This is a genomic window from Streptomyces sp. NPDC002851 (assembly GCF_053591935.1).
Genome location: NZ_JBSFUT010000007.1, coordinates 69,898 through 85,205, shown reverse-complemented (window position 1 = coordinate 85,205; position 15,308 = coordinate 69,898). Strand labels below are relative to the sequence as shown.

12 protein-coding genes are annotated in these 15,308 nt (G+C 71.9%); 3 read left to right on the top strand and 9 right to left on the bottom strand.

Annotated features, from left to right (window positions below):
- Positions 1–94 precede the first annotated feature (94 nt).
- Positions 95–1,330: an LLM class flavin-dependent oxidoreductase gene (locus ACWD10_RS10070; RefSeq protein WP_451088962.1), complete on the bottom strand. Its 1,236-nt coding sequence runs from the start codon at positions 1,328–1,330 to the stop codon at positions 95–97.
- A gap of 244 nt (positions 1,331–1,574) precedes the next feature.
- Here ACWD10_RS10070 and ACWD10_RS10065 point away from each other — a divergent pair, with 244 nt between their 5' ends.
- The gene (locus tag ACWD10_RS10065; protein WP_451088960.1) at positions 1,575–1,907 is read left to right on the top strand and encodes an ATP/GTP-binding protein; all 333 of its coding nucleotides are present in this window, start codon (positions 1,575–1,577) and stop codon (positions 1,905–1,907) included.
- Between the two features lie 37 nt (positions 1,908–1,944).
- On the opposite strand, the gene ACWD10_RS10060 is transcribed toward ACWD10_RS10065, so the two are convergent.
- The 8 genes from ACWD10_RS10060 to mce all read right to left on the bottom strand — a co-directional run bounded on the left by ACWD10_RS10060 (position 1,945) and on the right by mce (position 12,946).
- Positions 1,945–2,898: an ABC transporter permease subunit gene (locus tag ACWD10_RS10060; RefSeq protein WP_451088958.1), complete on the bottom strand. Its 954-nt coding sequence runs from the start codon at positions 2,896–2,898 to the stop codon at positions 1,945–1,947.
- A gap of 146 nt (positions 2,899–3,044) precedes the next feature.
- Positions 3,045–4,364 carry an ABC transporter ATP-binding protein gene (locus ACWD10_RS10055; RefSeq protein WP_451088956.1) on the bottom strand — a complete coding sequence of 440 codons (1,320 nt, stop codon included), beginning with the start codon at positions 4,362–4,364 and terminating at the stop codon, positions 3,045–3,047.
- 20 nt (positions 4,365–4,384) lie between these two features.
- On the bottom strand, positions 4,385–5,233 hold the full coding sequence (locus ACWD10_RS10050; RefSeq protein ID WP_451088954.1) for a hypothetical protein: 849 nt from the start codon (positions 5,231–5,233) through the stop codon (positions 4,385–4,387).
- A gap of 32 nt (positions 5,234–5,265) precedes the next feature.
- A complete protein-coding gene (locus tag ACWD10_RS10045; protein WP_451088952.1) occupies positions 5,266–6,036 on the bottom strand; it encodes an ABC transporter permease in 771 nt (256 codons plus the stop codon).
- A 3-nt stretch (positions 6,037–6,039) separates the two neighbouring features.
- Positions 6,040–7,086 carry an ATP-binding cassette domain-containing protein gene (locus ACWD10_RS10040; RefSeq protein ID WP_451088950.1) on the bottom strand — a complete coding sequence of 349 codons (1,047 nt, stop codon included), beginning with the start codon at positions 7,084–7,086 and terminating at the stop codon, positions 6,040–6,042.
- A gap of 144 nt (positions 7,087–7,230) precedes the next feature.
- Entirely contained in the window at positions 7,231–8,166 is a 936-nt protein-coding gene (locus ACWD10_RS10035; RefSeq protein WP_451088948.1) for a cellulose-binding protein, read from the bottom strand.
- 182 nt (positions 8,167–8,348) lie between these two features.
- On the bottom strand, positions 8,349–12,296 hold the full coding sequence (scy, locus tag ACWD10_RS10030; RefSeq protein ID WP_451088946.1) for a polarized growth protein Scy: 3,948 nt from the start codon (positions 12,294–12,296) through the stop codon (positions 8,349–8,351).
- Between the two features lie 209 nt (positions 12,297–12,505).
- Positions 12,506–12,946, bottom strand: coding sequence for a methylmalonyl-CoA epimerase (gene mce / locus ACWD10_RS10025; RefSeq protein ID WP_451088944.1), 441 nt, complete (start codon positions 12,944–12,946; stop codon positions 12,506–12,508).
- Between the two features lie 138 nt (positions 12,947–13,084).
- On the opposite strand from mce, the gene ACWD10_RS10020 reads away from it, so the two are divergent.
- Together ACWD10_RS10020 and meaB are read left to right on the top strand one after the other, a co-directional pair.
- Complete coding sequence (locus ACWD10_RS10020) at positions 13,085–14,287, top strand: acetyl-CoA C-acetyltransferase (protein ID WP_451088942.1); 1,203 nt, start codon at positions 13,085–13,087, stop codon at positions 14,285–14,287.
- A gap of 54 nt (positions 14,288–14,341) precedes the next feature.
- Complete coding sequence (meaB, locus tag ACWD10_RS10015) at positions 14,342–15,298, top strand: methylmalonyl Co-A mutase-associated GTPase MeaB (protein WP_451088940.1); 957 nt, start codon at positions 14,342–14,344, stop codon at positions 15,296–15,298.
- The last annotated feature ends 10 nt before the right edge of the window (positions 15,299–15,308 follow it).

The following is a 15,308-nucleotide window of genomic DNA, read 5'->3' as shown; positions in this document are numbered from 1 at the left end:
ACAGACCGGGGCGGCAGCCCATCGGGTCCCCGGCCTTCTCGGCCGTGGGTTCCGTTCGCTTCCTCGGCCGTGGGTTCCTTCCCCGGCCGTGGGTTCATTGCAGCCGGGGCAGCACCTCGGCGCCCAGGCGGCGCACGTTCTCCTCCGTCGCCGCCAGGTCCCCCGAGCCCTCCACCAGGAGCGCGAACCGCGTGATGCCGGTGCGCTCCGAGGTTGCCGCGAGCCGGTCCGCGCACAGCTTCGGGGTGCCCACCGGGTGGATGCCGCAGAGCAGTTCGGTGTACGCGAGCGGGTCCCGCATGCTCCGCTCGCGGCCGTCGACCGTGACATGGGCGTCCAGGCCCTGCTTCAGCCAGCCCGGCATCGCCTTCAGGAGCCTCTCCGCGGCCTGCGCGCTGCGGTCCTCGATCTGCACCACACCGGCGGAGACATGGGCGGCGGCCCGTACCTCCTCCGGCGAACGGCCCGCGGCAAGCGCCCGGGACCGCCACAGCGCGACCATTTCGGCCTTCTCCTCGTCCCCGATGTGCATACCGAGCAGCATCGGCAACCCGCGCTCCGCGGCGAGCCGCACACTCGCGGGCGAGGTACACGCGAGCACGACCTCGGGGCCCGCGGCGCCGCCGGACGGGGCGTTGTTGAGCAGGGTGTCGTGGGTCAGAGGGGCTTGGCTCAGCGGGCCTCGGGTCAGCGGGTCGTGGGTCAGCGGGTCATGGGTCAGAAGGCCGTTTGTCAGCGGGCTGTTGGCGAGCGGGCCGTTTGTCAGAGGGCCGTTGGCCAGGTTGCTCAGCGGGCCATGGGGCGGCGCCGCGTCGATCGACGGCCCGTCGATGAGGGCTTCGTCCGGGCGTGGCACCACCGCCACCTCACGGAAGGAGAACCGTTCACCCGCGGCCGCGACGCGCGGTTCGCGCAGCCAGCGCAACAGCAGGTCGAGCGACTCCGGATAGTGCCGCTCGTACGCCTCGACGCCCTGCCCGAAGACCTCCAGATCCACCCAGGGTCCGCCCCGCCCGACGCCGAGCGTGAACCGCCCCCCGGCCGTGAGGTGCAGCAGCGCGGCCTGCTCCCCGAGCGCCACGGGATGCTGGGTCGGCAGTACGCTCACGGCCGTGCCGACCCGGATCCGCCGGGTGCGGCCGAGCAGCAGCGCCGCGAAGGTGACGGACGACGGACACACGCCGTACGGCACGAAGTGGTGTTCCGCGAGCCAGACCGAGTCGAGCCCGGATTCCTCGCTGACCTCCGCGGTGCGCACCGCGCGGTGCAGCGCTTCCCCCTGACCCTGGCCGGGGAACTGCGCGGCCAGTACAAAACTTCCTACACGCATCGCCACTCCTGCCTTTCTCGGCGCCGACGCGGTGCTCCCCCACGGGCAACAACGCGCAGCACGTGCCAAGGGCACGGCCTGGCACAGAGGTTGGCCCATTTCTTTACTTGCGGACTTGAACACGGTCATACAAGTCCACGCACGGCCCGTGCGGGACGAGAATCCGGTGATGGGCGCCTACCCAGGGGGGTGCCGCGTAGGCTTGATGCGCTCTTGCCCCTGCACCAAGCCCGTGAGGTGTTCCGTGTCTCCGCGTCGTAACCGTCCCAAGGGCGCCGTCCCGCGCCGAGGCGCGGACGAGGAGGGCGGCGGCCGCTACGGCGGGCACCAGCACAGCGAGAGCTGGCAGGGCGAGACGTACAGCGTCCGGCACGTCGCGGGCGCGAGCGTCGCGGGCAAGACGTATCGCTGCCCGGGCTGCGACCAGGGGATCCCGTCGGGCGTCGCGCACGTGGTGGCCTGGCCGGAGTACGGCGCCGGGGTGGAGGACCGTCGGCACTGGCACAAGGCGTGCTGGAACGCGCGGGACCGCCGCACCACGCGGGTGCAGCGGTCCCGTAACGCGCCTCGTTTCTGAGGGAGTTGGAGGCGGTCGCCCCCGGTCGTACGCCGGGTCAGACGTCGCGCGCCTCCAGAGCGGCGAAGGCCCCGCCGAGGGCGACGGCCGCGGCTACCAGCATGATCAGGACCGGCTGCCAGCCGTACGGGCCGGAGAAGCCGATCTGCGCTTCGTTGGCGTAGATGCCGACGACCTGGCTCGGGATGTTGTACTCAAGCAGCGCCCGCTGCACGTCTTCGAGCGCCTTGGAGAACATGAAGAAGGCGAGCACCAGCGGGAGCAGCACCACGCCGATCATGATGGTGATCGCGCCTGCTGAGTGCCGCACGAGCGAGCCGACGGCGAGCGAGAGCAGCCCGAGCAGGCCCGTGTAGAGGCCCACGCCTACGGTGGCGCGGAGCCAGTCGTCCCCGGTGGAGGGGGCGCCGTCCACGAGCGCGGTCTGCAGGGCGCCGACCAGGGCCGCGACCGTGGTGGTGAGGGTGAAGACCAGCGCGAAGAACACGATGGCCTTCGCGCCGAGCACCCGGCCACGGCTCGGGCAGGCGGTCATGGTCGTACGGATCATGCCGGTGCCGTACTCGGACGACACCGTGAGCACCCCGAGCGTGATGACGCAGAGGGAGCCGCAGAGCACGCCGACGAAGCCCATCCCGAGCGGCGACTCGCGGCTGACGTTGACACCGGACGCGCTCACGATCGCGGCGATGCCGAGCCCAAGACCGAGCATCAGACCCACCATCACGCCGAGCGTCCACATAGTGGAGCGCACCGACCGGATCTTGGTCCACTCGGAGGCGAGGGCGTGGCCGAGGTGCGTCTTGACGATCGGAATCGGCGAGGTGTACGTGCCGTCGTTGGAGGCGGCCTGCCAGTCGCCACCAGCTGGAGCGCCTTGGGGTGCGGCGGGGGCGCCTTGGGGCGCCGGTGCGGCGGGCGCGGCCGGGGCAGCGGGTGCTCCCTGCGCGGCTGCGGCCGCCGCGGCCGGGTCGACCTTCCCGAACGCCATGGTCGCCCCCTCGGGCGGCTGCGCGGGCGCGGCCGCCTGCGGAGGCAACGGCTGGGACTGCTGCGGCTGAGGCTGTGCTTGAGGCGCTTGAGGCGCTTGAGGCGCTTGAGGCGGCTGGGGCGGCTGCTGCGGGGTCGGTGCGGCGGTCATCGGGCGGCGTCCTCGGTGTTGTCGCGCTTGGTCAGGTCGGCGGCGGGCTCGCCCTGCGGCTGCTGCTGCGGCGGCTGTTGGGCGTACGGGTTGTCCTGGGCGGCGCTCTGCGGCACGGGCGGCGCGGCCGGTGCGGCGACCGGCGCGCCGGGCACCCCGGTGGGCGGCGGAACCTGCGGCGCCCCGCCCTGCGGCATCGCGCCCTGGGGCATCGCGCCCTGCGGCATCGTGCCCTGCGGCGCCCCGAACGGCTGGCCGCCCTGCCCCGGTGCGGGCGGCGGGTACCAACCCGGCTGGCCCTCGCCCGGCACCGGCATCGGCATCGGCGGCTGCCCCGGCGCACCCCCAGGACCCATGTGCGGCCCCGGCATCTGCTGCTGCAGCCCGACCCGCTGGTCCTGCGTGGACCGGTAGTCGACGGCGCCCTGGGTGAGCCGCATGTACGCCTCTTCCAGGGACGCCTGGTGCGGCGACAGCTCCCACAGGCGTACGTCCGCGTCGTGCGCGAGGTCGCTGATGCGGGGCAGCGGAAGGCCGGTGATGCGCAGCGCGCCGTCCTGCTCGGGCAGGACCTGGCCGCCCGCCTCGGTGAGCGCGGCGGTCAGCTTCTCGCGCTGCTCCGGCTCGGTGTCCGGCGTGCGGACCCGGGCGAAGCCCGCGGAGTTGGCCGCGATGAACTCTCGTACGCTCATGTCCGCGAGCAGCTGCCCGCGGCCGATCACGATCAGGTGCTCGGCGGTGAGCGCCATCTCGCTCATCAGGTGGGACGAGACGAAGACCGTACGGCCCTCGGCGGCCAGGGACTTCATCAGGTTACGGACCCAGAGGATGCCCTCCGGGTCGAGGCCGTTGACCGGCTCGTCGAAGAGCAGCACCTGCGGGTCGCCGAGGAGCGCGGCCGCGATGCCGAGCCGCTGCCCCATGCCGAGCGAGAACCCCTTGGACCGCTTCTTCGCCACGTCCTGCAGGCCGACCACGCCGAGCACCTCGTCGACCCGGCGGGCCGGGATGCCGGAGAGCTGGGCGAGCGAAAGCAGGTGGTTACGGGCGTGCCGGCCGCCGTGCACCGCCTTGGCGTCGAGCAGCGCGCCCACCTGGCGTGGCGCGTTCGGCAGCTTCCGATAGGGGTGCCCGGCGATGGTCACCCGGCCATCGGTGGGGTTGTCCAAGCCGAGGATCATCCGCATCGTCGTGGACTTGCCGGAGCCGTTCGGTCCGAGAAAGCCGGTCACGGTGCCGGGCCGCACTTGGAAGGACAGGTTGTACACGGCGGTCTTGGCGCCATAGCGCTTGGTCAGGCCGACTGCCTCGATCATTCTCCGCACCCATCGACAGGTCAGGTCGTCGGGGCATGGCATACGCCCCCGTAAGGGTTAGGAGGATATCCACGTGCTGACGGTTCCGGCCAAGCGCGGGTAAAGACCCGGCCCTCCTCGGCGAAGATCCGCCCGGCCCGTTCCCGTACCGCCGCATCGGCGCGGGCGATCCGCACCCAGGACTCCGGGTCGGGCCCGAGCAGCTCACGCAGCCGGGCCGACTCGGCGAGCAGGGCGTCGAGCAGCGTGGCCTGGTCGCCGCCGCCCGGGCGCGGCAGTCCGTCGGCGCCGATGAGCACGCCGTGCTTGCCGACGTAGACCTCGACGCCGGTCAGCGGTCGGCTGTTCGGCAGCGTGAGCCCGAAGGCGTCCGGGATGAGCGGGCGGCGCCGGTAGTGCGCCTCGGAGGCGTCGACGGCGGCGAGCTGGGCGTCGTCCAGCCAGCTCACCACGAGCGTGCGTACGGCCACCGGGTCCTGGTACGGCGCGGCCGCCACGTATCCCGCCCGGCCGATGTGCGCCGAGCAGCCGACCTCAAGGCCGCGCACGGTGAGCGGCACCATCGGGACGCCCGAGGGCAGCTTCCGGGTGCGCAGCTTGTACGCGACCTGGGCGGGGGAGGCGTTGGAGCCGACGGCCAGGACGGGGTGGCGGGCGGGGAGTCGGGGCAGGCCGTGGTCGCGGAGGAACCCGTCGAGCGGCTTGCCTCCCTCCACCGGCCACCCGCCGGGCGGGCCGTCGTCCGGGATCAGCCGCAGCAGGTCCTCTCCGAGGAGCAGTGCGGGCTCGGGAACGGGGCGGCCGGGGTAGGCGAGGGGGTGCTCGAAGGGGACGGTGGCGAGGCCGAGGGCGGCGAGGCTACGGGGCACGCGGCGAGCCTAGGGGCGCGGCTCTCGCGGATTCAGGCATCCCGCCTCTTCAACACCGCGAACCCCCCGAGCAACGCCACCCCCACCCAAGCCACCATGATCGCCAACCCGCCCCATGGTCCGTACGGAGTGTCGTCGCCCACCGGCGTGACCGTTTCCATGATCTTGCCGCCCGCCTGGTCCGGCAGGAATTGGCCGACTTTCTTGGTCGCCGGGACGTTGCCGAGGACGTTGGAGATCAGGAAGAAGAACGGCATCAGGATGCCGAGGGAGAGCATCGGGCCGCGCAGCATCGCCGCCACGCCCATCGAGAAGACCGCGATCAGGGTCATATAGACCCCACCGCCGAACACCGCGCGCAGCACCCCGGGCGCACCGATCGACACCCCGTGCTCACCCATCACGGACTGCCCGAGGAAGAACGAGAGGAACGCCGTGGCCATGCTCACGACCAGGGCAAGGGCCGTGGCCACCACGATCTTGCTGAGCAGGAACCGGACGCGCTGAGGCACCGCCGCGAGCGAGGTGCGGATCATGCCAGTGCTGTACTCGTTCGACACCACGAGCACCCCGAAGACGATCATCGCGAGCTGGCCGAGGCCCATCCCGGCGAAGCTGATCGCGGTCGCGTCGAAGCCGAGGCGCTGCTCGGGGCTCATGTTGTCGAAGTCGTTGCTCACGAGGATGGAGATGAGCAGGCCCAGGCCGATCGTCACGAGCACGGCCAGGCTCAGCGTCCACACGGTCGACGCCACCGACCGGATCTTGGTCCACTCGGACTTGAGTACGCGCGTCGACGCCATCCCTCAGAGCCCCTTCCGCTGATTCTTCCGATTCCTCCGCTGCCAGGACTCGCCCCACGCGGGGCCGGGTGCGGGCGCCGCGCCGGGCCGGTCCGTTTCGGGCCGGTCCGTTTCGTGCCAGCCCGTGGTGTCCGGGGTACCGGTCTCGGAGTGCGCGTGGTACTCCACCGACTCCGCCGTGAGTTGCATGAAGGCGGCTTCGAGTGAGGCCTCCTGGGGGCTCAGTTCGTGCAGCACGAGCTGGTGTTCGGCGGCGATCTCGCCGAGCCGCTCGGCCGGGGCGCCGTCCACCTCCAGGGTCCCGCTACCGGCCTCGACGACCGTGATCCCGGCCGCGTGCAGCACGTCCCGCAGCCGCTCCTGCTGCGGCGAGCGCAGCCGTACGTACGACCGCGAGTTCTCCCGGATGAAGTCGGCCATCGAGGTGTCCGCGAGCAGCCGGCCCTGGCCGATCACGATCAAGTGCTCGGCGGTGAGCGCCATTTCGCTCATCAGATGGGAGGAGACGAAGACGGTACGGCCTTGCCGCGCGAGCCCCTGCATCAGGTTCCGCATCCAGTGGATGCCCTCGGGGTCGAGGCCGTTGACCGGCTCGTCGAACATCAGGATCTGCGGGTCGCCGAGGAGTGCGCCCGCGATGCCCAGGCGTTGGCCCATGCCGAGCGAGAAGCCCTTGGTCTTCTTCCGGGCGACCAGGGTCAGGCCCACGGTCTCCAGGACCTCGTACACCCGGCTCTTGGGGATGCCGTTGGACTGGGCCAGGCAGAGCAGGTGGTTGAAGGCGCTGCGGCCGCCGTGTACGGCCTTCGCGTCGAGCAGCGCGCCGATGTACTTCAGGGGGTGCCGGATCTGGTCGTAGTGCCGCCCGTCGATCCGTACGTCACCGGCGGTGGGCCGGTCCAGGCCGAGGATCATCCGCATCGTGGTGGACTTGCCCGCGCCGTTGGGTCCGAGGAAGCCGGTGACGACGCCGGGTCGGACGGTGAAGGTGAGCCCATTGACGGCGACCTTCTCCCCGTAATGCTTGGTGAGCCCCTGCAGCTCGATCATGCGGCAACGCTAAATCGGGAGAAAACCCTCCGCCACTTGGTGCCACCCCGCCTGACGGCACACCAAAGTGCCCCGCACCGACAGGGACAGACCCTGTCGGTGCGGGGCACTCCGGCACCGTAGGAACGGAAGAAACGGAAGGATTCAGCGCGTCTGCTGCGCCGGAACCCCCCGCGTAACCGGCTCGTCCTCGCCCGGCGCTGCCTGGGCCGCGACCGCGGCGCCGGTCAGGGTGGCCAGCATCTCGCGGACGTTGGTCAGCTGGGCGTTGATCGAGTCGCGGCGGTTGGTGAGCGCCGCCAGCTCGCGCTCGGACTCGCTGCGGATACGGTCCGCCTTGGCGTTGGCGTCCGCCACGATGTCCTCGGCCTGGCGCTGTGCGGTCTCCACCGTCTGGCGGGCGCGGCGCTCGGCGTCGGTGCGCAGCTTCTCCGCCTCCAGGCGCAGCTGCTCGGCGCGGTGCTCGATCTCCGCCAGGCGCTTCTCGGCCTTGGCCTGACGCGAGGCCAGATCGCGCTCGGAGGCCTCGCGGCGCTTGGCGAGGTTCGTCTCGAAGTCGGCGGCGGCCTGCGCGGCCTTGGCGCGGGTCTCCTCGAACAGCGCGTCGGCCTCTTCGCGCTTCGACTGCGCGTCCTTCTGGGCCTCGGCCCGCAGGACGTTGGCCTCGCCCTTGGCCTGTTCTACGATGCGGACGCCTTCGTCCTCGGCCTTGGTCTTGCGCTCGGCGGCGAACGCCTCCGCGTCGTTCCGCACCTGCTGGGCCGCGGACTCGGCGAGTTCGCGGTGCTGTTCGGCCGCGCGCCGGGCCTCCTCGCGCAGGTCCTTCGCCTCCTCCTCGGCGAGGCGGAGGATCTTCTCGACGCGGGCACCGAGGCCGGCGTACGACGGCTCGGCGTCGGTGACCTGCGCCTGGGCGTTCTGCGTTTCGAGGTGGAGCTCCTCAATGCGCTTTTCCAGGGCGGTGATACGCGTCAGGGCACTGTCTCGGTCGGAGACGAGCTTGGAAATGCGTTCGTCCACCTGAGCGCGGTCGTACCCACGCCGCACAAGCTCGAAGCCGTAGGGGGAAGTGTCGCTCATGGGGTTCCTGTCGAATGAGACCGGTGAGGTGTTAGGAGAATCCTAGGGGTCAAGGCGGCGTGTCATCGAGCAGTTGCCCGTTTGATCTGGAGAATGACACCCCTTTCGGGTGGCTACCCACCAGACCGCTTGCCAGTCCTAGGGCCGAACGTCCTTACCTAGTACGAGAATTGGCCCGATGGCTAGTTTTCGGACGACTTGCCACCCGATCGAGGGGCACCTACCGCGGCACCGGCCTTGACACCTCCGGAGCCCCCGCCGGACGACGCGGCCTTGCCGCCCCCGCCCGCCGGTGTCTCGAATGACTCCAACGCCTCCAGAACGTCCTGGACCCGGGAGATTTCGGCGTTGATGTCCTCGCGCCTGCGCACCAGGACGTCCAGCTCCTTCTGGCCCTCCTCGACCATGCGGGCCGCCTCGCGCTCGGCCTCCGCCTTGATCCGCTCGGCCTCGCGCACCGTGTCGGCCTTCTTCTGCTCGGCCTCCTTGAGCAGCCCCTCGGCCTTCTTCACCGCGGAGATGCGGACGCTGCCCGCCTCCGAATCGGCCTCCGCCACCAGCTCCTTGGCCTTCGCGTCCGCCTCGGCCAGCTGCTCCTTCGCCTTCGCCTGCGCGTCGGCCAGCTGCTCCTCGGCGGCCTTCACCAGAGCGTCGCACCGTTCGCCCGCGCTCTTCATCTGCTCCGCGGACTCGCGCCGGGCGCGCTCGTGCAACTCTTCGATCTCCGCGGTCATCCGGTCGCGCAGGTCCTCCGCGCGTTCCCTTATGGCGGTGGCGTCCCGGCGCGCGCCGACGAGGAGTTCGTCGGCGTCCGTACGGGCCTTCTCCACCATGCCGTTGCCCTTGTTGGTCGCCTCGGAGACCAGGCGCTCCGCCTCGCTGCGCGCCGCGCCCACCATGGTGTCGGCCTGCTGCTCGGCGTCCGCGGTGGTCTTCAGGGCCTTCTCGCTGGCGTCGCTGGTGAGCTTCTCGGCCTCGGCGCTCGCCTCCGTGATGAGCTTGTCGACCTGCTCCGCGGCCTCGCTGCGCCGCTTGTTGGCCGCCCTCCGGGCCTCGTCCACGGTCTGCTCGGCCTCGGCCCGCGCCTCGCTGAGCAGCCGCTCGGCCTCCGCCTCCGCGTCCCGCTTGAGCTTCTCGGCGTCGGCACGGGTGCGCTCCGCGTGCTGCTGCGCCGAACCGACCGTCTCGGCGGCCTCGGCGCGCAGCCGCTCCGACTCGTTGGCGGCCTCGGTGCGCACGCGTTCCGCCTCGGTGGTGGCCTCGGTGCGCATCCGCTCGGCCTCGCTGGTGGCCTCCGTGATGAGCTCGTCGGCCTGCGTCGCGGCGTCGCTGCGGATCCGGTTCGCGTCCCCGCGGGCCTCCGCGCGGGTACGGGAGGCGTCCTGCTCGGCGGCGGCGAGCCGCTCGGACGCCTCGGTACGGGCCCGCTGCGCGTGCTCGTCGGCCTCCGTACGGACCCGCTGGGAGTGCTCCTCGGCCTCCGTACGCACCTGCTGCGCGTGTTCGTCGGCCTCCGTGCGCAGCCGCTCGGCCTCCGCGAACGCCTCGGCGACGCTGCGCTCGGCGAGCGCCTTCGCGGCCTCGGTCTCCTCCTGCGTCTCGCGGCGCAGCCGGGCCGCGTCCTCACCGGCCCGCTCCCGCTCGGCGTACGCGTCGCTCCGGACCCGCTCGGCCTCCTCGGTGGCCTCGGCGCGGGTGCGCTCCGCGGCGTGCTCGGCGGCCGAGCGCAGGCCCGCGATCTCGTCCTCGGCCTGCTCGTGCAGACCCGCCACCGAGTCCCGTACCTGCTGCGCCGTCAGCTCGGCCGCGGCCACCAGGTCGCTCGCGCGCTGGTCCGCCTCCTCGACCAGGCGCTGCGCCTCGGCCTGCGCCTCCTCGACCCGCTTGCGGGCCGAGGCAAGGAGTTCCTCGCTCTGCTCGGCCGCCCGGGCCCGCTCCTGGTCGGCCTCGGTGCGCGCCGACTCGAGCAGTTCCTCGGCCTCGCGGCGGCGCCGGGCGGCCTCCTCCTGCGCGGCGGACAGCTCCTCTGCGGCCTCCGTCGAGACCCGTTCGGCGGCCGCGTTGGCCTCCGCGCGGACCCGGTCGGCGGTCTCCTGCGCCTCGGTCTTCAGCCGCTCGGCCTCGTCCGCGGCCTCGGTGCGCAGCCGTGCCGCCGCGGCCTCGCCCTCGGCGCGGGACTCCGAGGCGTCCGACGCGGCCTCGCTGCGCAGCCGTTCGGCCTCCGTCTCGGCCTGCTCCTGAAGCGTGCGGATCCGCTCGGCGGCCTCGGTGCGCAGCCGCTCGGTCTCCTCGGCGGCCTCGCGGCGGATCTGCTTCGCCTCGGTGCGCGCCTCGCCGAGCGCGGTCTCGGCCTGCGTGAGCCGCTGCTCGGCCTCGGTGTGAAGGCGGGTCAGTTCCTCGGCGGCCTCCGCCTGCCGCCCAGCGATGCCGTTCTCGGCGTCCTCGCGCAGCTTCTCGGCGGCCCGCTCGGCCTCCGCCTTGGTGGCCTCGGCCTGCTCCTCGGCCTCGGTGCGCTTCTCCTCGGCCTCGGCGCGGGTGCGCTCCAGGGTCTCCTCGGCCTGGCGGCGCAGCGTCGTGGCGCGCTCGATGGCCTCGGTGCGGACCCGCTCGGACTCGGCGGCCGCGGCGGTCCGCAGCTCCTCCGCGTCGCCCTTGGCCTTGGTGAGCAGCTCCTCGGCGGACCCGGCCGCCTCCTCGATCTTCTGCACCGCCTCGCGCCGGGCCTCGGCGCGGATCTTCTCGCCCTCGGTGACCGCCTCGGCCCGCAGCTGCTCGGCCTCGCCGCGCAACCGGCGGGCCTCTTCCTGCAGTTCGACGGTCTTGGCGCGGTACTCCTTGGTGTCGTCCTTGGCCGCGCCCTTGAGCTGCTCGGCGATGTCGTGCGCCTCGGCGCGCAGCCGGTCCGCCTCGGCCTCGGCCTCCTTGCGGATCCGCTCGGCCTCGTCGGAAGCGGCCTTGGTGGTCTTCTCGGCGTCTTCCGCCGCCTTGTTGAGGCGCTCCTCGGCGGTACGGGCGGCCGAGGCCAGCTGCGACGCGGTCTCCTCCGCCGTGATGGTGCGGGCCTTCTCGGCGGCCTCGGCGATCAGCTTCTCGCCCTCGGCGCGGGCGTCCGCGAGGGCCTGTTCGGCCTCCGCCTTGGTGGCCTCGGCGTCCTTGTTGGCCTCGCCGACGAGCCGGGCCACCTGCTCCTTGGCGGTACGGGTGCGCTGCTCGTTGGTCGCCTCGGCGTCGGCGAGCGCCTTGGCCGCGTTCTCCTTGGCCTCGGTGAGTACCTTCTCGGCCTCGGCGCGGGCCTCCCGGAGCGACGACTCGGCCTCCGCGAGCCGCTGCTCGGCGGTCCGGTTCAGCTCGGCGGTCCGGCGGCGGGACGTCTCGGCCTCTTCGGCCGTGGTGGAGCGGAGCTGCTCGGCGTGGTCGGTGGCCTCCTGAGCCTGCGTCGAGGCGGCGTTGAGGAGCCGCTCGGCGTCGGTGCGGGCGCGGCGCAGGATCGCTTCGGCCTCGGCGCGCGCCGACTCGGCCTCGGCGGTGAGCCGCTGCCGGGACTGCTCGGTGAGCCGCTCGGCCTCGGCACGGGCGGCGGCCAGGGACTGCTCGGACTCGGCCCGGGACTCGTCGAGCAGCCTGCGGGCCTGCTGTTCGGTACGGGCGCGGAGTTGCTCGGCCCACGCCACGTTCTCGTTGACGTGCGCCTCGACGGTGCGGCGGCGCTCGGCCAGCTCCTGGTCGAGCTGCTGACGCCGGTTGACGGCCTCGGTGTGCAGCTCGGACTGGAGCCGGGCCTGTTGCTCGGCGTGCTCCTGGAGGATGCGCTGGGTCTGGGCGCGGGCATCACGCAGCTCACGCTCGGCGTCGGAGCGGATCTGGTCGGCCTGGATCTGGGCGTTCCGCAGGAGTTGCTCGGCCTGGTAGCCGATGTCGGCGCCGTCGTGGGCAGGGCGGGTCGCGAGGCTGCGGCGCGCTTCGTGCAGCTTCGCGCGCAACACCTCGACCTGGTAGCCGAGGTCCTCGGCATGCTGAACGGCCTTCTCCCGCTCGGTCTTCAGCCGCTCCATCTCGGCCTCGAACCGCGAAAGGCTGTCGTCCCGGCCGGTCTCAGCCCGCGAGCTCTCCTGGCGTTCGTAGCCCCGCACTGCGCGGTCCCATCCGTCCCCTGGTCGCAAGTCTCTCCAAACGAGCTCCGTCCATCGGCCGAACGGGGCCCCCGGGGAATGGTGTCAGATCAACGCGCTGAGCGTGGACCTGCTGCCCCCACGCCCGTACCGCCCGACCCACCGACCCGGGGCCGCCCGAGCGAGCGAGACGGCCGCCCCCAACCCTACCGGCCCCAGGGGGTTCCGGGTCAGTGGTCCTCGGACCCCTCGGGCGCGGAAGTGACCAGTTCCGTCAGGACGCCGTGACAGTCCTTCGGGTGCAGGAACGTGATCCGGGACCCCATCGATCCGCGCCGCGGCTCCTCATAGAGGACGCGTACGCCCTTGTCCTTGATGGCGGCCGCGTCGCCGTCCACGTCTGCCGTGCCGAAGGCGATGTGATGCACGCCCTCGCCGTTCTTGGCCAGCCATTTGGCGACGGTCGAGTCGTCCCGGATCGGCTCCAGGAGCTGGAGGTAGGAGGCGCCGCCGTCCGAGGTCTCGTTGATCTTGAGCATGGCCTCGCGTACGCCCTGCTCCTCGTTGACCTCGGTGTGGAAGACCTCGAAGCCGTACGTCGTTGTATAGAAGTCGACGGTCTTCTCCAGGTCGTGGCAGGCGATTCCGATGTGGTCGATGCGCGTCAGCATGGTCCAAGTGCAGCGCCTCCCCATGCGATTACGCAACGTGCGCGCGATCACACTGACCGCCCGGTGACCGGAACCCGTACTGCTCAGTACATTGGCGGTAAACCCTCGTTCACTCCTCATCCCAAGGGGCCGTGCCTCATGTCTGGAACGAACAGCACGACTTCGGTGATTGTCGCCGGGGCCCGAACGCCCATGGGCCGCCTGCTCGGCTCGCTGAAGTCCTTCTCCGGAGCCGACCTCGGCGGCTTCGCGATCAAGGCCGCCCTTGACCGGGCCGGTATCGGTGGCGACCAGGTGCAGTACGTGATCATGGGCCAGGTGCTCCAGGCCGGGGCAGGGCAGATCCCGGCGCGCCAGGCGGCCGTGAAGGCCGGTATCCCGATGAACGTCCCCGCGCTCACCGTCAACAAGGTGTGCCTCTCCGGGCTCGACTCCATCGCGCTCGCCGACCAGCTGATCCGCGCCGGCGAGTTCGACGTGATCGTGGCCGGTGGCCAGGAGTCCATGACCAACGCCCCGCACCTGCTGCCCAAGTCCCGCGAGGGCTACAAGTACGGCGCGATCGAGATGATCGACGCGATGGCGTACGACGGCCTGACCGACGCCTTCGAGAACATCGCCATGGGCGAGTCCACCGAGAAGCACAACACCCGCCTCGGCCTCCAGCGCCCCGAGCAGGACGAGATCGCCGCGCTCTCGCACCAGCGCGCCGCCGCCGCGCAGAAGAACGGCCTGTTCGAGGCCGAGATCACGCCGATCGAGATCCCGCAGCGCAAGGGCGAGCCGGTGGTGTGCGCCAAGGACGAGGGCATCCGCGCCGAGACCACCGCGGAGTCCCTGGGCAAGCTGCGCCCCGCCTTCGCCAAGGACGGCACGATCACGGCCGGTACGTCCTCGCAGATCTCCGACGGCGCCGCCGCCGTGGTCGTCATGAGCAAGGCCAAGGCCGAGGAGCTGGGCCTGGAGTGGATCGCCGAGATCGGCGCGCACGGCAACGTGGCGGGGCCGGACAACTCGCTGCAGTCCCAGCCCTCCAACGCCATCAAGCACGCCCTCAAGAAGGACGGCCTGGAGGTTTCCGACCTCGATCTCATCGAGATCAACGAGGCCTTCGCCGCGGTCTCCGTGCAGTCAATGAAGGACCTCGGCGTTACCCCGGAAAAGGTGAACGTCAACGGCGGCGCGATCGCCCTGGGCCACCCCATCGGCATGTCCGGCGCCCGTATCGTCCTGCACCTGGCCCTCGAGCTGAAGCGGCGCGGCGGCGGGACCGGCGCGGCCGCGCTGTGCGGCGGCGGCGGTCAGGGCGACGCGCTGATCGTGCGGGTGCCGAAGGCCTGACGGCTCTCCGGCGAGGGCTTGTTTTCGTAGGCGTACGACCGAACTGGAGCTGTGATGCAGGACGTCCCCTCCCTGGTGGCGCAGGCCCGCGAGGGCCGGCCGCGGGCCGTGGCCCGGCTGATCTCACTGGTCGAGGGGGCGTCCCCGCAGCTGCGCGAGGTCATGTCGGCCCTGGCGCCGCTGACCGGGAACGCCTACGTGGTGGGCCTCACCGGCTCGCCCGGCGTCGGCAAGTCCACCTCGACCTCCGCACTCGTGTCCGCGTACCGCCGGGCCGGGAAGCGGGTCGGAGTGCTCGCCGTCGACCCGTCCTCGCCGTTCTCCGGCGGCGCGCTGCTCGGCGACCGGGTACGGATGTCGGAGCACGCCTCCGACCCCGGGGTCTACATCCGCTCGATGGCCACGCGCGGGCATCTCGGCGGTCTGGCGTGGTCGGCCCCGCAGGCCATCCGGGTGCTCGACGCCGCCGGGTGCGACGTGATCCTCGTCGAGACCGTCGGCGTCGGGCAGTCCGAGGTGGAGATCGCCTCGCAGGCCGACACCTCGGTGGTGCTGCTCGCGCCCGGGATGGGCGACGGCATCCAGGCGGCCAAGGCCGGGATCCTCGAGATCGGGGATGTGTACGTGGTCAACAAGGCCGATCGCGACGGTGCGGACGCGACCGCGCGCGAGCTCAACCACATGCTGGGTCTGGGCGAGTCCCGCGGGCCCGGCGACTGGCGGCCGCCGATCGTGAAGACGGTCGCGGCGCGGGGTGAGGGTGTGGACGAGGTCGTCGAGGCCCTGGAGAAGCATCGGGCGTGGATGGAGGAGCGGGGCGTTCTTGCCGAGCGCCGGCTCGCTCGGGCCGCCCGTGAGGTGGAGACGATCGCGGTGACCGCGTTGCGGGAGCGGATCGCGGATCTGCATGGGGATCGGCATCTTCCGACGCTTGCGGAGCGGGTGTCGTCCGGGGGCCTGGATCCGTACACGGCTGCGGATGAGTTGGTGGCGGGGCTCACGGGGGATTAGCCCCGGCCCC